We start from the raw sequence: 20,722 nt of genomic DNA on the forward strand, positions 1-20,722 counted from the left end.
CGGAAAGTGGTTCAGGCGCGGTTGAGACCGGCCAGTGTCAGGTCCAGCCCATAGCGCACGGCATCAAAGATCTCGTCGAGCTGCGCTTCGCTGGTAACGAACGGCGGCATCACGCCCACGGTGTCGGCACCGAGGTCGCGCACGATCACGCCACGCTCATAGCAGTGGCCGGTCACCTGTGCATCCACGTCACTGTCTTCGGGGAAAAACGCGCGGCTGACCTTGTCTGCCGTGAGCTGTATGCCGGCACCCAGTCCCATGCCGCGCACTTCGCCCACCAGCGGGTGATCCTCCAGCGCGTGCAGGTGGCGCCAGAACGCCGGTGCCAGGGTGTCGCGTACCCGCTCTACCAGCTGTTCCTGCTCGAGGATCTGCATGTTCATGCAGGCAACCGCGGCGCCCACCGGATGGCCGCTGCAGGTATAGCCGTGGTAGAGCTCTCCCGGGTCATTCAGCAGGGCTTCACCAATGCGCGCATTCAGGGCCACTGCCGACACCGGGAAGTAGGCGGAGGTCATGCCCTTGGCCATCACCGTGATATCCGCATTGAAGCCGAAGGTTTCCTGGCCGAACCAGGCGCCGGTGCGGCCGAAGCCGGTGACCACCTCATCGGCAATCAACAGCACATCGTGGCGGTCGCAGATACGGCGGATCGCCGGCCAGTAGCTTGCCGGCGGTGTAACGACACCGCCGGTGGCCTGCATCGGCTCGCCGATGAATGCACCAACGTTGTCCGCACCCAGGCGCAGGATCTCCGCTTCCAGCGCATCCGCGGCGCGCCGGCCGAAATCCTGGTCATCACCGGCGGTGCCCTCCACCCAGCTCCAGGGTGCACAAACGTGGGAAACCCCGGGCAGGGGCAGGCCGAACTGCGGGTGGCAGGGCGCCAGGCCGGTGAGGCTGGCGGTGAGCAGGTTCATGCCGTGATAGGCCATGTCGCGGCTGATCACGTGCGTTTTGCCTGGCCGCCCTTGCAGGCGCCAGTACCAGCGCACCAGCTTGATGGCCGTGTCGTTGGCTTCACTGCCGGAGTTGGCGAACAGGAAATGCTGCATGTTGTCCGGGGTCAGCCGCTGCAGTTGCTCTACCAGCCGGGCGCTGTAGGGATTGGTGCACTCCCAGAAGGTGGGGTGGAAGGACAGCGTGCGCATGGCCTCCGCCGCTGCCTCGGCCATCTCCTCGCGGCCGTAACCGATATTCACGCAGCCGAGTCCGGAGACGGCATCAATATAGCGCCGCCCGCTGGTATCAATCTGGTACACGCCCTCGGCGCGCTCCACCACCCGGCGGAAACGCCCGGCGCGAACCTCCCCCGGATAGCTGAAGGGGTGGATATGGTGGGCGCGGTCTGCCGCCAGCGCCGCTGTGTGATCAGTGCTCATGGGTGGTGCCTCGCTTCAATCAACAGGTCGGTATGGGTAGTCTGCGCGGCGCTGTAGTCCACTGGCGTGCCGTGCCAGCCGGCCCAGCGCTTTTCCCAATAGTCATTGTGCAGTTGTGTGGTCAGTGGCCCCGGCCCGCCGCTACCCAGTTGCCGGCCGTCGACACTGTTCACCGGCATGATGCCGCCGGCGGTGGAGGTCAGGAAGGCTTCATCGGCCTCGCGCAGTGCGCTGGCCGGCAGCCGGGTAAGGTGGGCGGGCAGCCCCCGTGCGGCGGCCAGCTCCAGCACCGTGGCGCGGGTGATGCCGGCCAGGCAACCGCTGTCCGGGGTATACAGCTGCCCCTGCCGAACCAGAAACAGGTTGGCTCCGGGACACTCGGTCAGGTTGCCCCGGGCATCCAGCAGCACGGAGAAATCGGCGCCGCGGTCGCGGGCCTCGAACAGCGACAGTTTCATGTCCATCCAGTGAAAGTTCTTGGCCGTTGGGTCCACCGCTTGTTCCGGAATGCGGATGTGCTGTTCACTCACCCGCAGGTCCAGGCCGCGATTGCGGGTATCGTCATCGGCGATGTACAGGTAGGGAATGACGAAGGCATAAAAACAGTTACGGTAGGCGGAGGGATTGCCGCGTTCGCTGCCACTGTCCGGCATTGCACCGCGGGTCACGCACCACCATACGTAGGCTTCCCGGGTACCGGCCAGCTGTACCAGCCGGCTAAGCACGGCAATGGTCTGGCGTTCGTTGTAGGGGTTGCGCAGGCGAAACGCCGCACAGGATTGTTCGAACCGCGCCAGGTGCTCGGGTAGCCGGAACAGCTGGCCGGCGCTGGCGCTGACTACATCGTAGGCGGCATCCGCATGCAGGAAGCCGACATCGGTAATGGGGATCGCCGCCGTGTCCACGCTGCAGAACCGCCCGTCGATAAAGGCGGCGCCGTGGGCGTAGTCGGCATCGTGGGGCAGGCGCGCGTGGGCCGGGTCCTCACGCATGATGCGCTCGGCCTGGATAAGCCCCATCAGGTTTGCTCCGCTGCATCGCCGAACAGCGCCTGCAGCAGCGGATAACCAAAACCGGCACTCAGGCCGCCGTCAATGGGAATGACCGCGCCGGACACATAGCGACTGTCGTCGCTGGCGAGAAAATGCACCAGTGCCGCAACTTCCCCGGCCTCGCCAATGCGCGTCGCCGGGCACAGTATTTCTACCGCCGCCACTTCCGGGTGATCTTCCGGCAACATCTCGCTCCAGATGCTGCCCGGACAGATGGCGTTAACCCGGATACCGCGCGGCGCCAGCTCCAGCGCGGCAGTGCGGGTAAGCGATACCACCGCCGCCTTGCTGGCGCCATATTGCGCATAGCCCGGCATGGTGGTCATCGCCGCCACCGACGCGGTATTGATGATACTGCCGCCGTCGGCCATACAGGGTGCGCCGTGGTGTAGCGTGTTATAGGCGGCGATCAGGTTGAGATCGAGCAGGCCCTGGAAGGTGGCGCCGTCGGCCTCCGCAATGGTCGGGCCGGTGTTCTCGGTCCCGGCATTATTGAACAGGATATCCAGTGCGCCCTGGGCCGCCACGGTGGCCTGTAATGCGGCGGCCAGCGCCCGGGTATCGGTGACATCCAGGGCTATGAAATGCGCGCCGATACCCTCGGCAATCGCCTGCCCCGAGGCACGGCGGCCGCTGATGGTAACGCGGGCCCCCGCAGCAACCAGGCGCTGCGCGGTAGCCAGGCCGATGCCCGCGGTGCCGCCGGTAATAAAGCAGGATTTGCCGGCGACGTTGAACGGCGCCGCCTGTTGTGCTGTATCTGTCATGGTCACCTCAGAACCGGTACTGGACATCAATGCCCACCGTGCGCGGCACGCCGCGCATGCGTTGCAGGAAACCGAAGTCGGCGCGCAGGTCGAACACATAGGCGGCATATTCCTTGTCACCCAGGTTCTTGCCCCACAGGGCGACTTCCAGGGCGTCATCGGCGCTGTGCCACGACAGGCGCGAGCCGAACAGCGTATAGGCGGACTGCCCCACGGCGCTGTCCTCGAAGGTGCTGTAGTACACGTCGTCGCTGTAGGTGGCATCGATCTGCGCGGCAATCATGCCTCCATCGCCGAGCTGCCATTCGTAGCTGGCCAGGGCGAATGCACTCAGTTCCGGTGTGTTCTGTACCGCGAGGCCGTCGATGGGCAGCGGGCCGGTGACCGGGTCGACGATATCTTCGTCGTAGGTGGCATCCACATAGCCCAGGCCAAGCTGCAGGTAGAGGCCGTCCACCGGCGTCCAGCGCAGGTCGAGGTCCAGGCCCTGCATACTGGCATCGGCATTGCGAATGGTGTTCGAGGGCAGGCCGACACCGGGAATGGGTGCGTTGTTGAAGATCTGTGCGTCGTTGTAATCGTAGTAGAACAGGGCCGCGTTCAGCTGCAGGCGACCGTCCGCCAGGCGCGTTTTGGTACCGAGCTCCCAGGCGGTCAGTTCTTCGTTGTCATAGCTGCCGATGGCGTCGACATTGATGTGGAAGTTGCCGTTGTAGCCTCCGCCCTTGAAACCGCGACTGAGCGAGGTATAGACCAGCACATCGTCCACCGGGCGCCAGTTCAGCGCCAGTTTACCCGATACATTGTCCTCGCTGAGATCGTCGGCAAAGCGGTAGCTGTCGGTCATACCACCGGGAACAGTGCTGTCCAGGAAGAACGTGCCGGTGCCCGCGCTGGTGAAATCCACATCCAGCTGCGTATAGCGCAGCCCGGCGGTCAGGGTCAGGGTCGGGCTGAGATCGTACTCGTATTGCCCGAACAGGGCCCAGGTGCTGAGTTCCTGGGTGTTGTCGTAGCGATAGGGAACGGGCAAGCCGGCACCGGTGAGATCCACGCCCTGGTCCTGGTCGAGATTCTCCTCGAAGTAGTACAGGCCGGCTATCCACACGGCGCCTTCACTACCGCCGCTCAGGCGCAACTCTTGCGAGAACATGTCCGCCTCCACCCCATACTCGGGATGGATAATGGGCGCAGGCAGCATGTCGGCATCTTCCTGGTGCAGCTTGTCCAGCTCGTCGTAGGCGGTGATCGATACCAGCTCAATGCTATCGGTGAGGGTGTAGTCAAGCTTGACGGAGGCACCTGCCTGTTCCACCTGCAGTACCGGGCTGATATCCGACAAGCCCTCGTAGAAGTTCTCGTCGGCGGAGCTGTTGTACAGGTCGGCGTCGGAATCGTTGTCGCTGCCGTGAACATTGAACAGGACATTCAACCGGTCCGTCGGGGTCCAGTTCAGTTGCGCCCGGGCGGCCCAGCGTTCCTTCTCCACGTAGCTGTTGTCGACCAGGTTCTTCATGTAGCCGTCGCTGTGATAGGTCACCCCGGCGACGCGCGCTTGCACGGTGTCACCCAGGCTGCCGCCCACCGCGCCCTCGATGCGGTATTCGTCATTGCCGGTGCTGTAGTTGCCGTAGCTGCCGCGTACATAGCCTTCGGTTTCCACGCCGGGCTTGCGCGAGACCAGTGAGATTGCACCGCCAGTAGTATTGCGGCCGTAGAGCGTACCCTGCGGCCCCTTGAGTACCTCGATGCGATCAATATCGAACAGCGCCGCAGACTGGGAGTTGGATGACCCGGCATACACCTCGTCGATATAGAAGCCCACCGGGCCACTGTTGTTGGTGGCGAAATCATTCAGCCCCACCCCGCGGATGAACACCACACTGACACCCCCTTCGCCCGCCGGTGATTCGATGTTCAGGTTGGGAATGCTGTTGGAGAGGTCGTTGCTGTCGTATAGCCCCAGCTTTTCAATGGTCTCGCCGGTCAGTGCCGACACGGTAATGCCAACGTCCTGCAGCGACTGCTCCCGCTTCTGCGCCGTCACTATGACTTCCTCCAGGGTGTTGGCCTGGGTGCTAAACGGCGCCAGCGCGGCCGCCAGCGCCACCCACAGGGGTAATCGTCGTTTGCCGAGTGCCGGCCGTTTCGAGGTTGCGGCCGCAGAATCCGTGTTGAGAACAGGCATGGTGTACTCCCCGCCGCGCATGCGGCTCATTTTTATCGCTCGGTTTGTGGCGGGAAATCGGACTACCCGCTGCTGTTGTGTAACTCGTGTCACAGAGTATTTGTCCTGCCTGTGGACAACAGGTTAGGATTGACCTATCACCTAATCATTTTCGGACAAGCGCCCCATGCCGCGATCCTCCCAACACAGTATCGACGAGCGTGAAATGCCGCCGCAGCTCGCCGTACAGCTGCTGGAGTTGTTGGAAGAGCAGGGCGTTTCCCGTACCCACGTGCTCGCCGGCACCGGTATCCGCCCGCTGTTACTGGAGCGCGAGGATACCTTCGTCCCTTACCGGCAGATGGTGAACCTGGTACGGCGCGCCTTGCTGTTATCCAATACGCCGACCCTGGGCCTGCTCAGTGGGTCGAGGGAGAATGTGAGTAGCTGGGGGATGCTCGGCTATACCATCATGAGCTGTTCCACCTACCACGAGGCCTTTTTTACCGGGCTCAAGTTTTACAAGGCCGCCAGCGGCATGCTGGCCCTGAGCGCCTACGAAGAGGGTGATCGCCTGTGCCTGCGCATGGAGGCACCAAGCGGCCTGGAAGATATCCTGCCTTTTAGCGTGGAGGAAATGGCCGGAGGTGTTGTTACCGTACTCGGGGATATCATCGGCGAGCGCTTTCAGCCACTGGAGCTGCAAACCACCTATGCAGACCCCCGCTATGCACGGTTGTACCGCAAGGTGCTACGCTGCCCGACGCGCTTCAACCAGTCCCAGAACGCGCTGTGGATTGCCCGCCCGGACAACACACCACTGCCCCACGCCAACCCGGTCAGCGCGCGGATGTGTCGCCGCCTGGTGGAGGAGATGCTGGACAAGCACAGCCCGGAGGAGAACCTGGTGCGCGAGGTGCGTCGTGTGCTCATGCGTACGCCCGGGCAGATTCCCGACATGGAGACCGTGGCCGCGGAACTCGGGGTTAACTCCCGCCAGCTGCGTCGCCAGCTGAACACCTTCGACACCAGCTTCCGTGCGGAAGTGGACGACGTGCGCAAGCAGCTCGCGTTGGGATACCTGCGCGATTCCTCAATGAACCTGGAACAGATCGCGACGCTACTGGGCTATACCGAGGTGACCAACTTCAGGCGCGCGTTCAAGCAGTGGACCGGACAGCCGCCCACGTATTTTCGGAGTGGTTGAGCTTCAGGAGATTTGGACACCTACTGGTTGCGGAGAATGAGGGCCGCTATGTCTCTGGTTGGGTGCCTGAGAACTTAAAGTATTATAGGTCCGAATTTTCATGGTTCTTCCCTCATGACTTTTACGGAAGGTTCCTCTTGGATAGTACTATTGATATATGCGTTATATCGGTCGAGCTTCTCTTTACCTTCGTTTGATAACGCTGCTGGTCTGCCAGAGTCACCATCAATCGAAAACTGCTTGTCAGGACTCGGATCGATTTCCATAAGCAGGGCGTATTTTGGCGTCAATGGAAACCGTGATAACAGGCATGGTTTCCCAGTCTTTAAGTCGAGGAATCTCCCTTCTACTGAGTAAAATGCTTTCGCCGTATACTGTCCCGCTTTTCTCTCCGGTTTCGCTTCAGGGTTGGGCGATACATTTTGCGCAAGCCGGTCACCGCTATAGCTCACCTCACCAGTCGGCTCGTGCACATCCCAGCTTTGAACAAAAAAGGTTGACGTTGTTAGTAGCTGCTCTAGCTCGGGGATAGTCAAACCGTATTCATTGGCTTCAGACACTGATCCAAATCGCCCCTTCAACTCCTCGGGTAAAACCTGCCTCACCGTCCAAGCCCACGTGCTATTGGTAGCAAGCATAAAAGCCTCTGTTTCCAGAGTTAAAGATTCTCCATCGAAGAGATCAATTTTGAACCTGGTACCGTTACGGGGCATTTCGCCATGACCCATTTTCAAGTTATCCAAATTCACCTTTACCACACGGTCTCTCGCAGAGAAAAAACGACGGTGCGCGTAACTGTATTGGCCGTATCCTTTCACCGCGCTAGCTTTCTCTTGAGAGACCTTGCTAAAAAGCTCATCTACCTGTGAAGAATCTCCAACTCTCCCAGCGACCGCGACTGCTGAGCCAGCGAGAGCTAACGCGAGGATCAATTTCGTTACAAAAAACTGGATATGCATAGACATTTCACCGAAAAAAATTACATCGAGACCGCTACCGGCTAGTTTGAGTACATCACATAACTTCGCAAAGATTTCACACCAAGTACAATGATATTTGATCCTGCACTCAAATCCCGAATCCTAACAGAGGCTACCTAATATCGATTCCTGTGTGGGCATGTCACCCCCGCAATTCATATCTGCTGTACCGGGAAGCTACTCCCCGCAAGCCATTTCCGCCAGTCGGTCTCCAGCCTGGCAATGCCACCGGGGTACGCTTTTTCCAGCGCGGCCACAGCGGAGAACGGTTTGCAGAAATTTTCCCGGGCTTGTTTTACCACATCCCGTAATGCATACATGGCCGGTGCCTCGCGCAGCAGGAAGTGTACGAGGGACCAGGCGATCGCGTAATTGCGGTGTATCTGTGCGCCGTACCATTGTGTTCTGTCGATAGCCAGGTAGCCGCGCAAACTCGGTGGCGGGGTCGTTTGCAGGCGCTTGATGTGATCCCGGTTAGGATGGATGGCACCGCTTTGCCCTTTCACCTGCATGGTCTCAAAGTATTCGGCCAGCCCTTCCGTTAGCCATACTGGTGTCGGGCCGAGGTGCGCCGCGGTGATCAAATGAGAGATTTCGTGGAAGGTGACCGCCAGGTTCCGGCGCGGGTCAGCAGCGTTGAACTTCACCACGGCCTCGTTGTTGTGCATGGTATAAAAGCCTGAAACCTGTGCCGGGTGCACGGCCACGTTGGCGTAGTAGGCATCGAACCTGCCGGGGCCGCCGATCATCCGCAGCCGGATCCTGGACTGCCGCAATTGCTGTTCACCCAGGAAGAAATGCCAGGTGTCATACATGCGCTTTGAGCCGGCGGCGAGTTGGCCCTGGAAACCGATGGGTAGCGATACGCCGTCGGCGATAATTTCGTAGGTGAAATCCAGTTTGGTTCTACCCAGGTCCGTGACCGATGCGATGCGGCCATGGGGGCGTCGATCCGCCATGTGGGTCTGGCCCTGTTCGTCAACCCACCGATAGACAAGCTCACGAGTGGTGTCATCACGTGATTTAGTGGGAGGGCGGCCGCAAACCTGTTTGTCATTTGCGGTGTGGTCCAGGGGGGATATGCGTTGGCCGGTGGTCCCGGGCAAGTCGGGCGTATCAGGGGTTTTTATCGATGCAGTCTGGTCTACTGCCCCCGCAAGGTCTGTCGGGAAGATGTGATTTGCCTGCTCGGAAAACCAGCTCCCTACCTCTGTGGCCCATCCTTCCGGTAGGGTAACCAGCCGTGTGTCTGTTCCCCCTCGCAACCACAACGCCATCATTATGCCGATGAGGCAAAGCAGGGCAAAAACCAACCAGTACTGCCGGGTTTTCATAAAGGTGGGCACCGCCCTGTCTGTGGGTTGATATCGGCCACATTACACCACAGCGTGTGGTAGTGGTATTCAGGCTTTTCTCACTGCACGTTCCACTTGTGCCGCAATACAGTTGTCCGCTCTCATGGACCTCGCGAGATACGTCTGTAGCAATCAGATGGACACAACCGATGTGTCTGTTCGAAGCGAACTGTCATGTATCCATCATGTTTCTATCATATAGCCGTCACTCCTTTGTCATGGATGATCCTCATTCTGGGTCTGCGATTCATTTGCAAACGCCGTGATCACAGACAAGGAACGACATCATGAAGAATGGAAAGACGAAACTGGCAACCGCGCTGGCAGCGCTGTTGGGCAGTGTAGCCGCAACATCTCAGGTATTACCTGCACAACAGACCGGTAACGCATGGTTTCAGGAAGCCAACGACAATGTCGCCAACAAGGTAAAAACCCAGAATAACCCGCGCCTCGCAAAAAATATCATCCTGTTCGTAGGCGACGGTATGGGGGTTTCTACTTTGACCGGCGCGCGCATTTTCGAAGCCCAGGCGAATGGCGCGGAGTTTGGTGAAGAGCATGAATTGTATTTCGAGAATTTCCCGCATACGGCACTTGTGAAAACCTATAACACCAATTCCCAGGTGCCCGACTCCGCCGGCACGATGATGGCGATGGTCGCGGGCCTGAAGACCGATATCGGTGTGTTTGGTTACGACGAAACTGTTGATCGCGGGGATTGCACCACCATAGGGGACCATAACGAGGTTGCCTCCTATCTCGAAATGGCCGAAATATCCGGGATGGCAACGGGCATTGTGTCAACGGCTCGTTTGACCCATGCAACGCCCGGTGCCCTGTACGCGAAAACGCCTGACCGAAACTACGAAGATATTTCCGACATTGGTGCCGGAAGCAGCTGTGAAGGCCAGATAGAAGATATTGCCTTGCAACTGGTGAACTTCGAAGAAAACCTCGAATCTCGTTACGAGGGTGTCGATGTTAACGGACTTGAAGTCGCCATGGGTGGTGGTCGTCGCCATTTCATCCCCAACGATGCAGCCTTTAATGTAGAAAAGCCCACTGCGGCGGGTGCCGAGGGCGACCGTACAGACAGCCGTGATCTCACTGCGGAATGGAAGGAAAAATATGCGGATGGTGCATACGTCAACACCAAAGCAGAGCTGGACGCAATCGATACCAGCTCTGTAAATAGAGTGTTCGCCTTGTTCAATGAGTCACATATGCAGTACGAAGCTGACCGTGGCAACGACATCGCCGGTGAGCCGTCAATTGCCGAAATGACCCAAACGGCGATTGAGGTTCTCGATAACGATCCCGACGGGTTCTTCCTGATGGTGGAATCAGGACGCATTGACCACGCCCACCACGCGGGCAACGCTTATGGCGCCTTTGCCGACACCGCCGCGATGGCTGAAGCAGTGAAAGCCGCTTACGATTCAACAGACCCCGATGAAACGTTGATTATTGTTACGGCTGACCACAGCCATGTTATGACCATGGGTGGCTATGTCACGCGGGGCAACCCGATTTTGGGCAAAGCTGTCTACACGCCCGGCGGCGATCCTCAGTTAGCCAGCGATGGCTTGCCGTTTACTACCATCAATTACAATAACGGTCGGGGTTTTTGTGACCTCGGTTCGGAGACCGATTCCGACGCCGGTTATGGTTGCCCTTCCGCTGCCGGTACGCGCACTGATTTGACAGTGACGGACACTACGGCATCCGGTTATCACCAGGAGGCGCTTGTGCCTTTGGGTTCGGAAACGCATTCGGGCGAAGACATCACCGTTCATGCGACTGGCCCCGGTGCGGGCTTCGTTCGGGGCACGGTTGAGCAGAGCATGATCTTCCACATTATGAACAGAGCGCGTCCGGTTATCGGCGAGTAAGGAGCACAGGAATATGTTAATCCAGAAACCAGCCAGTTTATTGAAAGTACTCGCGTTGGCGGTCGTCGGCGCTACCCTGGTAGCGTGTGAAGGCGACGACGGTTCCGCCGGCACGCAGGGTCTGCCGGGCGTTCAGGGACCGCAAGGGGATCAGGGGCCCATAGGGGACCAGGGGCCCGCAGGCGCCGATGGCGAGGACGCGCCCGTCACTCTATCCCGTTTGCAGCTGTTGAATAACGTTAACAACGCATTTTACGTCAATGACGAAGGCCGTATGCAGGCGATGTCATCCGAAGACCTGAAAGAAGTGCGCGGGTCCGCGAAGAATGTGATCCTGTTTGTGGGCGACGGCATGGGTGTCTCCACCGTCACCGCCGCGCGTATACGTGCCGGCGAAATCAAGGGGATGGCATGGGACGATGCACTTTCCAGCGACTTCGATGGCCCCGAATCAAACGATCTGTCGTTTGACCGGTTCCCTTTTGCCGGTTTGGTGAAAGTCTATAACACCAACTCCCAGGTCCCGGACTCGGCCGGAACGATGAACGCCATGGTAACCGGTGTTAAAACCGACATTGGCACCTTTGGCTTCGACCAGACAGTGGTTCGTGGCGATTGCACTACGGGCACCGATGCCAATGTGTTACGAACCAGCCTCGAACTGGCCGAGATTGCCGGACTGTCGACCGGTGTGGTCTCCACGGCACGTGTCACGCACGCCACGCCTGCAGCCAATTATGCGAAAAGTGTAGATCGTAACTACGAAGACAATTCCGATGTGCCAGTTGGTTGCGGGGAAGAAGACATCGCGTCACAGTTGCTCTCTTTGGAGGCGCGTGTCAAAACGGCGGTTCCGGGAGCTAGAATTGACGGTATCGACGTGGTGATGGGTGGCGGACGCCGTCATTTCCTCCCCAACGACGCAACTGAAAATGTGGAGAAGCCCACAGCCGCAGGTGCCGAAGGTGACCGAACTGATGGTCGCAACCTGTTTGACGAGTGGTCTGCCTTGTACGCAGATGGTGTGATCGCTCACGATAAGGCCGCCTTTGACGCTGTCGATACCGAGTCTACCAGCAAGCTGATGGGCATTTTCAATGAGTCTCACATGCAGTATGAGCTGGACCGCAACAACGATATTCTGGGTGAGCCATCACTGTCGGAAATGACAGCAAAAGCCATTCAGATTCTCGACAACAATCCGCGGGGATTTTATCTGCAGGTGGAGTCGGGCCGTATAGACCATGCTCACCACGCGGGTAACGCGGCAGGTGCCCTGGCCGATACCATCGAAATGGCAAAGGCGGTGCAAGCGGCCGTAAACCTGACCAGTGTCGAAAATACCCTGATCATCGTCACGGCTGACCACAGCCATGTGTTGACGATTGGTGGTTATGTGAAGCGCGGCAACCCGATCCTGGGTAAGGCAATCTATGCAGGATCCGATACGCCCCAGGCGGCATCGGATGGCATGCCGTTTACCACGCTGGCTTACACTAATGGTCGCGGCTTTTGTGATCTCGGGGCCGAAACGGACTCCGATGCAGGTTATGGGTGCCCCATCACCAGTGGCCGTGTCGACATCAGTTCGATAGATACGACGGCGGCCGGTTACCACCAGGAGGCGATCATTCCACTCAGTTCTGAGACACACTCAGGTGAAGACGTGGGTATTTACGCTCAGGGGCCCGGTGCTTCACTGGTCCGCGGTACAAACGAGCAGAACGCCATTTTCCACTTCGTGGACTACGCACTCGATTTGATTGCGAAAGCGGATCAGGCAGTTCAGTAGTTTTGTAAAACCCTGTTACCCGCCGGCGGTGACGCCGGCGGGTTCTTTTGTTCCAGGAGACAAGCCATGTTGAAAACCTTTATCAGCCTACTCGGGATGATGAGTGTAATAGCGACGGCGAATGCCGATAGCGACTGCGTCGACCCATCCACCGTTGTGGGTGGGGTCTTTGAAATTACCTCGGGTAGCGATCAAGCAGTAAAGTCATTGACCTTGTTGCGACAAACCCCCGCCCGAGTCGTGTATCTCATGACCACAGAAAACATGACGCGCATCTATGAAAACTACGGTGGCGGCCGCGTCGCGGTGACCGAGTACTTCGATCTGGAATCCAAGGGCGTTGAGCATGAGCCCTCAGTCGATATTGCGCCCAATGGCTGGGATACCCTGTACCAGTTGCTTCCCTCCGCGGAAGCCGGTCGCTTGCAGCACGTGGGTGAAGAGCAGTATCGGTGTTTGACGGTGGCTCGCTATGAGTCGCACACGAGCGAGCCCCGCCTGGCCCTGTCGTACCTTGATGAAGTGCAACTGCCACTCGCTTTGACGAGTGAGACTGCAGGCACCACCCTGACGTGGAAACTTACCGAGTTAGTCACAGATACTCGGATACTCGATGAAACGCTGACTCGGGTAGCCAGCTACAAAACCTTCGATTTCGCCGATCTGGGTGACCACGAAGACGAAGTGTTTTTCCGTAACGGGGAATACCTTCAGTACCAGCGTAACGTGCATGCGCATGGTGGCCACGAGCACTGAAGTGTCAATCCAAGGAGGGAGACCTGTAAGACTCTTGGCCTTACAGGTCTCCACTGCATAGATATTTGTTTAAAAGCCACGCACAAACGTTTCCCGGCCTCAGAAAAAGACTGCATCCACACCCACCATGAACTGGTTGCTGACATAATTGAAGCGATCGAAATTGGCGTCGTTGTTGGTATAGCGGTATTCGCCAAATACACTAAACCGGTCGGCAAATGCGTAGCGTAGAGCCCTGGCGCTGGTCCATGGTTTGCCACCGGGAAAAATCCCGATAAAGACGGATCAATACTTCCTGGGCCAGATCTTCGGCATCGGCGGTTGAGCCGGCGAGACGGTAAGCAGTGCGAAACAAGGTTGCCAGATAGGGGAAAGCCTCCCGCTCGAATGCGTCTCGTTCTATCCCCCTTCTTTTCATGCTGTTGTTTTGCCCGCCATTAACATGATGATTCACTGGTCTTCAGAAGATATAACGCTATCGGGGTCAGAAAGGTTCCCTCTAGGGCTCAGTAATATGAGCAGGGCAAATGGGTCTTCATGAGGCTGGACATCGCCCTGGTTGTGTGCTGATATTTGTCAAACACACCACACTGTGTGGTAGCGGTATTCGGCCTTTTCTCAGCACCCCTGGTGGAGGAATTCTAATGTCGCAAAACCGACTCCCGCGCCTCGCCCATGTTGTCTATCGGACTCGCAAATTCGAGCAAATGCTCGAGTGGTACCAGGACGTGTTTGGCGCCAGCATACAGCACCAGAATCCGGTAATGGCGTTTCTAACCTACGACGACGAACATCACCGATTCGCATTTCTGGACCTGAGCGTGGTGCAGCCCGACGGGGACGATTCGGGGAAACCGGGCTTGGTGGGTCTGGAGCATGTAGCTTACACCTTCGCGTTACTGGATGATTTGTTCGAGAATTATGCGCGCCTGAAATCCAGCAACATCCTGCCTTACTGGTGTGTTCATCACGGTCTTACAGTCCCGATGTACTACGCGGACCCCGATGGCAATCAGCTGGAATTCCAGGTGGACAGTTTTGCATCCGCCGAAGAAAGCAATGCCTATATTCGCGGGCCGGGCTTCAGCGCCAACCCGGTTGGTGTGGAGTTCGACCCGGACGACTGGCTGGCGCAGGTACAGTCAGGCGCCACACTGTCGGATTTTCTGGTGCGCCGGGTGCACGAGCCGGTTTCCCCGATTCGTGGCGCCCTGGGTGAAATCTGACAGCGGTATTCTATCGGGGCTCTGGTTGCGCCTTGCTTGCCCCTGCAGCCCATAGAATCTTTGCAAATCGCTCATTCACCGGATAGATCCCGGAGGTCCATCCCAGCCGCACGATCACCAGCCCGGCGGATGGAATCACCATCACGCTCTGCTCGCGATTGCCCTGGGCTGCGTAGGCGTCCGCGGGCAGGTCGGCCCAGCGCAGTTGTTCTCCGCCCCGGTTAAGCCACCATTGATAACCATAGGCGGGGCCATTTTGGGATGTATTGGGCCGGGTAGAGCGGGCCACCCAGTCAGCACTGACAATGCGCTGGCCATTGAGCACACCCCCGTTGAGCATCATCTGGCCCAGGCGAGCCCAGTCCCGGGCGGAGGCATACAGATAGGAGCTGCCGACGAACACCCCACTGGCATCGGTTTCCAGGATGCTGTGCTGAAATCCCAGGGGCGAGGCAATGTGAGTAATGAACTCGTCATAATTGTTCTGCGCAGTACCGCCGGTGCGTTCAAAATACAGCCGGCTCAACAGGTTCGCCGTTCCCGAGCTGTAGTTGAAATGGGAGCCACCGGTATGAATCGGCTTTTTACCGAGCACGTAGTCTGACGCCGACGGTTCCGTAAACAGCATCGCGGTAGCGTCATCGCCCGGGTTGTATTCCTCGGAGAAGTCCAGGCCATCGGTCATCGTCAGCAGGTCAGTTATTTTAATGGCGGCCCGGCCATCCCCGGCCCACTCGGCAAATCCGGTGGGCTCATCCACATTCACCAGGCCGCGAAGTTGCAGGTTGCCGATCATTACCGAGGTCAGGCTCTTGGCCATGGACCAGCCGAGCAGGGGTGTCTCGGGGCCGGCATTCCGGGCGTACGCCTCAGCCACAATCCGGCCATTGCGTACCACCAGCAATGCCCGGGTATTCAGGCCCGCTGCGTTGTCCTCATCGCGCAGTTGCTCTGCCAGTGCCTGTACTTCCGCATCCACTGTTGCAACGCGATTGCCCAGGGGCCAGTCATGGCCCAGGGCTGGCAATTCGCGGGTTTGCAGGGCATTGCGTTGGTCAAACCCGGGATAGTTATTACTGCAGCCCACTCCCGGCAAATAGACGGCGGTAGCCGAGCTGATACCGAACAGCGACGTAGTGACAGTCATGTTCGCCGTATCGTACTGGATCTCAAGGTATTCCAGCAGCGGCGAATATTGCACCAGGTCATCGAGCGCCTGTTGTTCGGAAAACCCGCTGACATACCGTGCACTGCAAAGCAGCTTGGCCCCCATGCCGCTGGCAACGCCGGGGGCGCTTGCGATATAGGCGGGACCCACAAATGCTATGGCAATCAATGCGGAGCCGAGCAGGGCCATGGTTGTGATCAAAAGTTTTTTCATGGCTTGAGTCTCTCTGGTTACGACCAGCGTAAACGCTGTGGTTTTTTATTATTAAGGAATAATAGCTGGTGCTGCGCCCGCCACCGGCAACGTTATGACACCTGCTGTTGATAGTCTATTGCATTGCATCGGCTATGTAATGGCCGATATTCTTCGCGGAGGCGAGGTTAATCCCCGGGTAAAACGTGGAAATTAAAGCTGCCATTCTCTGCAAACCCGGTATTCGGCATTGCCCCGGGCTGCCTGCCCGCGCGAAACTTGCTAGAATCGGTGTCCCCCTGAATCCCCACCTGTAGCAAGGAACAACCCATGACCGATGTCATTACCGTCCCGGTTTCGTTCGGCGAAGTGCTCGACAAGATCACCATCCTCGAAATCAAGTCCGAGCGCATTGCGGATCCCGCCAAAGTCGCCAATGTGCGCCGTGAGCTGGAGGCGCTGAACGGCACCTGGGCCCAGGCGGTGCCGGATGAGTCTGCCATTGCGGACCTGCGGGCACAGTTGAAGTCGGTTAATGAGTCCCTGTGGGTGATTGAGGGTGATATTCGCGACCAGGAGGCGGCCCAGGATTTCGGGTCACGCTTTATCGAGCTGGCGCGGGCGGTGTATGTGACCAATGACCAGCGGGCGGCGCTGAAGAAGGCGATCAATCTGGCGCTGGGTTCACGCTTTGTGGAGGAGAAGTCTTACCAGGACTACACGGCAAAACACTAGCGCCGGCCACGGCGCTAGTCGCTGTGCGCCGCCACCCATCTGTCCAGCATGTCGGTGGCATCCTCCACCTGGATCAGTTCCATCGCCCCGGGAAACTCCGCCCTGGCGCCCCAGCGCGCCCGGGCGGGGCTCTTGCCGGTGAAAGCCTGCAACGCCTCCGGATAGCGGTTTACACACCATTGCAACGAGTTATAGGGCCCGGATCGGTAGGGATTGCTGGCCGCATATAGCCCGAGTACATCGGTACCCACGGCGCTGGCGATATGGGCGGGGCCGGTATCCGGCGCTACCAGCAGGTCCGCATGGGCGAGCAGGGCGGTCAGCTGCTTGAGGGTGTCCTGCCCGCACAGGTTCAGTGCCGTTTCCTGCATGGTATCTGCAATGGCCGCGCACATTTGTTGTTCAGTCGCCGCCGGGCTGCCCACCAGCAGCACCTTCATGTTATGGCGCCGTACCGCGTGGTCCGCCAGGGCCGCATAGCGCTGCGCCGACCAGTTGCGCAGCGGGTGGCTGGCACAGGGGCTGATCACCAGGTTGCGTTGGTCAGCGGCCAGGTGGCTGCGGGCAAAGGCATGGTCTGCTTCCGCCAGGGGAATCCGCCAGTCCGGCGGCGCCGGGTCCAGCCCCAAAGGCTCCAGGAAGCTGGCCAGGCAGTCGCGCACGTGCTGCTGCGGGGTTGCAGCAATGCGCCGGTTGATGAACAACTGGTGCAGATCCTTGCTGCGCGCCCGGTCGTAGCCGACCTTGATGCGCGCCGGCACCAGGACCGCAGCCAGATTGGCCCGCAATGCCACCTGCATGTGCAGCAGGGCGTCAAAGTGACGGTGGCGCAATTGCCGGCGCAGGGCCCGGTAGCCCTTGAGCCCGGCCTTTTTATCAAAAACGATGAATTCTACGCCGGGCAAATCACCCACCAGGCGGTATTCAAGCTTGCCGATAATCCAGGTAATTGCCACCCCCGGTAATTGCTGCTGCAGGCTCAGCACCACAGGGATAACGTGGGTGACATCGCCAATGGCGGAAAGACGCAGAATACAGATGGATGTGATCAAGGGGCCGCCTGTTATAATCCCCGGCAGTCCCTGGGGGGCCGGGCAGGTGATCGTTGCTAATGGACATTTATTCTAACCGAGTCCGCGGCCCGGGTCTGTATTACGGGCGCTACAGGCAATGGGAAAGATAATCATGGTGCCGCAAAGGTGAATCGCAACACAGAACGCGCAGTCGCTTCGGGTGCAACCCTGCTGCTGGGCAATCCGGCATACCCCGCGGTAACCGGGGAATGGTTGTCGCCCGCCTTCTGGGGCGACAGCGCCCGGCCGGTCGCGGCCGGGGGGCGCGGCGGGGCCTGGTTTATTCACAGTGACTACGGCGATCTGGTGTTGCGCCGGTATTTGCGCGGCGGCCTGGTTGCCCGGCTGTCTCGCGCCAGCTATGTTTTTACCGGTTTTCGCCGTACCCGGGCGCTGGCGGAATTCAGGCTGTTGAATCGTTTGCGTGAGCTCGATCTGCCCGTGCCCGAGCCGGTGGCGGCACTGGTCAGCCGGCAGGGGCTGTTTCGCTACCGTGCTGCGATTTTGCTGCGGCGAATTCCGAATGCCCGCCCCCTACCCGAAGTGGCCAATCTTGAAGACCCGCAGTTATGGCGGCAGGTCGGGCAGATGCTACGGGCATTTCACGATGCCGGGCTGGATCATGTGGACCTGAATTGCGATAACATCCTGGTGGCCGACGGCTCGCTGTGGCTGATTGATTTTGATCGTTGTCGGTTGCGCCGTACCGGCGCTATTGGCGAGGCCTGGAAGGTGCGCAACCTCACCAGGCTCAAACGCTCTGTGGGTAAGCGCTGCCGGGATGTTGCCTGGTCCCCCTTATGGGGCAACCTGCTGCAGGGTTATCACTCCTGATACCCCCGATTTTGAGGATAGACGAGATACCACATGAAAGTACTGGTTACCGGCGTTGCCGGCTTTATCGGCTGTGAAACCGCTGCTGCTCTGTTGGCGGCGGGCCACAGTGTCGTGGGCGTGGATAACCTGAATGACTACTATGATGTTGCCCTGAAGCGCGCCCGTCTGGCCCGACTGGAGGGGCAACCCGGCTTTACGCTGGATATTTTTTGCCTGTCGGATGCGGGCCGGCTGCAGGCACTGTTTGCCAGGCACAAACCCGACCATGTGATTCACCTGGCCGCGCAAGCGGGTGTGCGCTATTCGCTGAGCCACCCGGAGGCGTATATCACCTCCAACCTGGTGGCCTTCGCCAATATCCTGGAGTGTTGCCGGCACAACCCCGTTGCCCACCTGGCCTATGCCAGCAGCAGTTCGGTGTACGGCAGCAATGGGCGCCAGCCCTTCAGTGTCAGTCACAATGTTGACCACCCGGTGAGCCTGTACGCCGCCACCAAGAAATCCAACGAGCTGATGGCACATGCCTACAGTCACCTGTACCAGCTGCCAACGACGGGGCTGCGTTTTTTTACGGTGTATGGCCCCTGGGGTCGCCCCGATATGGCGCCGATGATTTTTTGCCGCAAAATCATGGCCGGTGAGCCGCTGGAGGTGTTCAATCACGGCAACCACCATCGTGATTTCACCTTCATCGACGATATTGTCGATGGCATTCTGCGGGTGGTGGAACAGCCCCCGACCCCCAACCCGCAGTGGGATGCACTGGCGGCTGATCCTGCATCCTCCAGCGCGCCCTATCGGATCTATAACGTAGGCTGCGAGCGGCCCGTACACCTGCTGCGCTTTATTGAACTGCTGGAGCAACGCCTGGGCAGGCAGGTTGAGAAGATCATGTTACCCATGCAGCCCGGGGATGTGGCCGATACCTATGCTGATGTGAGCGAGCTGCGCGCCGCAACCGGTTACTCACCGCGGGTATCAATAGAGGAGGGCGTTGAGCGGTTTGTTGACTGGTACCTGGCGTACTATCAGCCGGTGGCCAGTAAGTCCTGATACCAGGCCAGCGTTTCCGTTACGGTACGTGCGGCGCTGAACTCGTTCTCGATACGCTCCCTGGCTGCAATCACCCGCTGCTGTGTGGCCTGTGGGTCTGTCAGCGCGCGGGTGATTGCGGCACTCAGTGCGTCGGGGTTCTTGGCGGGCACCAGCAAGCCGGTGGCTCCGTCAATCACCAGTTCCCGGGTGCCGCCGGCGTCGGTGGCAACGACCGGTGTGCCCGTACACATCGCCTCAATCACTACCCGCGGTAACCCCTCGCCACTGGCGGAGGCTGAAACCAGCAGGTCGGCCGCCCGCACAATTGCCACCGCGTCATTCCGGTAGCCGGTAAAGTGGACCCGGTCCGGGTAACGGCAAGCGCTTGCCCGCGCGCGAACGGCCTGGTTACTGTCCACGCCGCCGATGATCAGCAGATGGCAGCTCAGTTCCGCGGGGAGGTTGTCGAAGGCATCCAGTAAAGTGAGGAGGCCTTTTTTGGCGCTGTCGCGACTGATACAGCACAGCGTCGTGGCACCGGGTGGCACGCCAAGCCCGGTGAGATCCGCAGGCTCACCGCTGTACCAGGCAAGTTCATGCCCTTTATGGATCGTTTTTGCCTTGTGTTCGGGGAAGTGCCACCACAGTCCTTTCACCGAGACCAGAGATTGCCGGACCGCCTCCGCGACACAGAAAATACCGTCCAGGCGAGGGCTCAGGAACGTGTGCCAGGACTCGGGCTTGAGGTAGCCGACGCCGGTGGTAACCCCGCGGTAGCCCAGCAGCTTGGCCGGGTGACGCCTGGCGGCGCGCAACACGCCGGCAACCGCCCGGGTATTGAAGGCATGGACGATGTCGTAACCGCCGCGATAGACCTCGGCGCGGATAGCGCGGGTGCCTTCCCGGTCAAAGCGGCTGCTGATACGCAAGGGGATGACGTTAACTCCCGCTTCCAGCAGTAACTCGTGATACCTGCCGGCGGGATTACTCATTACCGTGAAGATATCCACGGCTGCGGCCTGCGACAATCTGATAAACAATTCGGTTTCTGCACGGTCCGGGCAGTCGGTTATACATAAGACTTTCATTAACGGGTTTCCGGGTTT

The 20,722-nt window shown here is 59.2% G+C and carries 18 protein-coding genes; 8 read left to right on the forward strand and 10 right to left on the reverse strand.

Annotation, left to right across the window (positions count from 1 at the left end):
• Nucleotides 1-11: 11 nt before the first annotated feature.
• The 4 genes from CWI75_RS04705 to CWI75_RS04720 are packed head-to-tail and all read right to left on the reverse strand — an operon-like array spanning nt 12 to nt 5,389.
• The gene (locus CWI75_RS04705; protein ID WP_101520335.1) at nt 12-1,382 is read right to left on the reverse strand and encodes an aminotransferase; all 1,371 of its coding nucleotides are present in this window, start codon (nt 1,380-1,382) and stop codon (nt 12-14) included.
• On the reverse strand, nt 1,379-2,401 hold the full coding sequence (locus CWI75_RS04710; RefSeq protein WP_101520336.1) for an aminotransferase class IV: 1,023 nt from the start codon (nt 2,399-2,401) through the stop codon (nt 1,379-1,381). Before CWI75_RS04710 ends, CWI75_RS04705 begins: the two co-directional genes overlap by 4 nt.
• A complete protein-coding gene (locus CWI75_RS04715) occupies nt 2,401-3,201 on the reverse strand; it encodes an SDR family NAD(P)-dependent oxidoreductase (protein WP_162299987.1) in 801 nt (266 codons plus the stop codon). The genes CWI75_RS04710 and CWI75_RS04715 overlap by 1 nt, the downstream gene beginning before the upstream one ends.
• Nucleotides 3,202-3,208: 7 nt before the next feature.
• Complete coding sequence (locus CWI75_RS04720) at nt 3,209-5,389, reverse strand: TonB-dependent receptor (RefSeq protein WP_162299988.1); 2,181 nt, start codon at nt 5,387-5,389, stop codon at nt 3,209-3,211.
• A gap of 166 nt (nt 5,390-5,555) precedes the next feature.
• On the opposite strand from CWI75_RS04720, the gene CWI75_RS04725 reads away from it, so the two are divergent.
• On the forward strand, nt 5,556-6,575 hold the full coding sequence (locus CWI75_RS04725; RefSeq protein WP_101520339.1) for an AraC family transcriptional regulator: 1,020 nt from the start codon (nt 5,556-5,558) through the stop codon (nt 6,573-6,575).
• A 98-nt stretch (nt 6,576-6,673) separates the two neighbouring features.
• Here CWI75_RS04725 and CWI75_RS04730 read toward each other — a convergent pair whose 3' ends face one another.
• Nucleotides 6,674-7,534, reverse strand: a complete 861-nt coding sequence (locus CWI75_RS04730) for a hypothetical protein (protein WP_146003548.1) — start codon at nt 7,532-7,534, stop codon at nt 6,674-6,676.
• 176 nt (nt 7,535-7,710) lie between these two features.
• The gene (locus CWI75_RS04735; protein ID WP_101520341.1) at nt 7,711-8,889 is read right to left on the reverse strand and encodes a DUF1570 domain-containing protein; all 1,179 of its coding nucleotides are present in this window, start codon (nt 8,887-8,889) and stop codon (nt 7,711-7,713) included.
• A 308-nt stretch (nt 8,890-9,197) separates the two neighbouring features.
• Between CWI75_RS04735 and CWI75_RS04740 the strand changes: the two genes are divergently transcribed.
• The 3 genes from CWI75_RS04740 (at nt 9,198) to CWI75_RS04750 (ending at nt 13,350) form a co-directional block, all read left to right on the forward strand.
• A complete protein-coding gene (locus CWI75_RS04740; RefSeq protein WP_101520342.1) occupies nt 9,198-10,802 on the forward strand; it encodes an alkaline phosphatase in 1,605 nt (534 codons plus the stop codon).
• Between the two features lie 13 nt (nt 10,803-10,815).
• Nucleotides 10,816-12,594, forward strand: coding sequence for an alkaline phosphatase (locus CWI75_RS04745; RefSeq protein WP_101520343.1), 1,779 nt, complete (start codon nt 10,816-10,818; stop codon nt 12,592-12,594).
• A 66-nt stretch (nt 12,595-12,660) separates the two neighbouring features.
• Nucleotides 12,661-13,350, forward strand: a complete 690-nt coding sequence (locus CWI75_RS04750; RefSeq protein WP_101520344.1) for a hypothetical protein — start codon at nt 12,661-12,663, stop codon at nt 13,348-13,350.
• Between the two features lie 202 nt (nt 13,351-13,552).
• Here the strand turns inward: CWI75_RS04750 and CWI75_RS04755 are convergent, their stop codons facing one another.
• Entirely contained in the window at nt 13,553-13,768 is a 216-nt protein-coding gene (locus CWI75_RS04755) for a sigma factor (protein WP_101520345.1), read from the reverse strand.
• 226 nt (nt 13,769-13,994) lie between these two features.
• On the opposite strand from CWI75_RS04755, the gene CWI75_RS04760 reads away from it, so the two are divergent.
• Nucleotides 13,995-14,576 (forward strand): VOC family protein, encoded by a 582-nt coding sequence (locus CWI75_RS04760; protein ID WP_101520346.1) that lies wholly within the window; start codon nt 13,995-13,997, stop codon nt 14,574-14,576.
• A 10-nt stretch (nt 14,577-14,586) separates the two neighbouring features.
• Here the strand turns inward: CWI75_RS04760 and CWI75_RS04765 are convergent, their stop codons facing one another.
• On the reverse strand, nt 14,587-15,957 hold the full coding sequence (locus CWI75_RS04765) for a serine hydrolase domain-containing protein (RefSeq protein ID WP_101520347.1): 1,371 nt from the start codon (nt 15,955-15,957) through the stop codon (nt 14,587-14,589).
• 309 nt (nt 15,958-16,266) lie between these two features.
• Here CWI75_RS04765 and CWI75_RS04770 point away from each other — a divergent pair, with 309 nt between their 5' ends.
• On the forward strand, nt 16,267-16,671 hold the full coding sequence (locus tag CWI75_RS04770; RefSeq protein ID WP_101520348.1) for a hypothetical protein: 405 nt from the start codon (nt 16,267-16,269) through the stop codon (nt 16,669-16,671).
• 14 nt (nt 16,672-16,685) lie between these two features.
• Here CWI75_RS04770 and CWI75_RS04775 read toward each other — a convergent pair whose 3' ends face one another.
• Nucleotides 16,686-17,723, reverse strand: coding sequence for a glycosyltransferase family 9 protein (locus tag CWI75_RS04775; protein ID WP_206604637.1), 1,038 nt, complete (start codon nt 17,721-17,723; stop codon nt 16,686-16,688).
• Nucleotides 17,724-17,870: 147 nt separating this feature from the next.
• Between CWI75_RS04775 and CWI75_RS04780 the strand changes: the two genes are divergently transcribed.
• A complete protein-coding gene (locus CWI75_RS04780) occupies nt 17,871-18,578 on the forward strand; it encodes a 3-deoxy-D-manno-octulosonic acid kinase (protein WP_162299989.1) in 708 nt (235 codons plus the stop codon).
• Between the two features lie 33 nt (nt 18,579-18,611).
• A complete protein-coding gene (locus CWI75_RS04785; protein WP_101520350.1) occupies nt 18,612-19,634 on the forward strand; it encodes an NAD-dependent epimerase in 1,023 nt (340 codons plus the stop codon).
• Here the strand turns inward: CWI75_RS04785 and CWI75_RS04790 are convergent.
• The gene (locus CWI75_RS04790; protein WP_101520351.1) at nt 19,610-20,704 is read right to left on the reverse strand and encodes a glycosyltransferase family 4 protein; all 1,095 of its coding nucleotides are present in this window, start codon (nt 20,702-20,704) and stop codon (nt 19,610-19,612) included. The genes CWI75_RS04785 and CWI75_RS04790 overlap by 25 nt on opposite strands.
• Nucleotides 20,705-20,722 lie beyond the last annotated feature (18 nt).

The sequence above is a fragment of the Kineobactrum sediminis genome, assembly GCF_002868715.1.
Taxonomy (GTDB): Bacteria; Pseudomonadota; Gammaproteobacteria; order Pseudomonadales; family Halieaceae; genus Kineobactrum; species Kineobactrum sediminis.

Bases quoted from the DNA above. Each gene is read 5' to 3' on its own strand.
- CWI75_RS04790 (WP_101520351.1), bottom strand. From the start codon at position 20,704: ATGAAAGTCTTATGTATAACCGACTGCCCGGACCGTGCAGAAACCGAA.
- CWI75_RS04710 (WP_101520336.1), bottom strand. From the start codon at position 2,401: ATGGGGCTTATCCAGGCCGAGCGCATCATGCGTGAGGACCCGGCCCAC.
- CWI75_RS04740 (WP_101520342.1), top strand. From the start codon at position 9,198: ATGAAGAATGGAAAGACGAAACTGGCAACCGCGCTGGCAGCGCTGTTG.
- CWI75_RS04725 (WP_101520339.1), top strand. From the start codon at position 5,556: ATGCCGCGATCCTCCCAACACAGTATCGACGAGCGTGAAATGCCGCCG.
- CWI75_RS04735 (WP_101520341.1), bottom strand. From the start codon at position 8,889: ATGAAAACCCGGCAGTACTGGTTGGTTTTTGCCCTGCTTTGCCTCATC.
- CWI75_RS04715 (WP_162299987.1), bottom strand. From the start codon at position 3,201: ATGACAGATACAGCACAACAGGCGGCGCCGTTCAACGTCGCCGGCAAA.
- CWI75_RS04760 (WP_101520346.1), top strand. From the start codon at position 13,995: ATGTCGCAAAACCGACTCCCGCGCCTCGCCCATGTTGTCTATCGGACT.
- CWI75_RS04750 (WP_101520344.1), top strand. From the start codon at position 12,661: ATGTTGAAAACCTTTATCAGCCTACTCGGGATGATGAGTGTAATAGCG.
- CWI75_RS04705 (WP_101520335.1), bottom strand. From the start codon at position 1,382: ATGAGCACTGATCACACAGCGGCGCTGGCGGCAGACCGCGCCCACCAT.
- CWI75_RS04755 (WP_101520345.1), bottom strand. From the start codon at position 13,768: ATGAAAAGAAGGGGGATAGAACGAGACGCATTCGAGCGGGAGGCTTTC.
- CWI75_RS04730 (WP_146003548.1), bottom strand. From the start codon at position 7,534: ATGCATATCCAGTTTTTTGTAACGAAATTGATCCTCGCGTTAGCTCTC.
- CWI75_RS04720 (WP_162299988.1), bottom strand. From the start codon at position 5,389: ATGCCTGTTCTCAACACGGATTCTGCGGCCGCAACCTCGAAACGGCCG.
- CWI75_RS04745 (WP_101520343.1), top strand. From the start codon at position 10,816: ATGTTAATCCAGAAACCAGCCAGTTTATTGAAAGTACTCGCGTTGGCG.
- CWI75_RS04785 (WP_101520350.1), top strand. From the start codon at position 18,612: ATGAAAGTACTGGTTACCGGCGTTGCCGGCTTTATCGGCTGTGAAACC.
- CWI75_RS04770 (WP_101520348.1), top strand. From the start codon at position 16,267: ATGACCGATGTCATTACCGTCCCGGTTTCGTTCGGCGAAGTGCTCGAC.
- CWI75_RS04765 (WP_101520347.1), bottom strand. From the start codon at position 15,957: ATGAAAAAACTTTTGATCACAACCATGGCCCTGCTCGGCTCCGCATTG.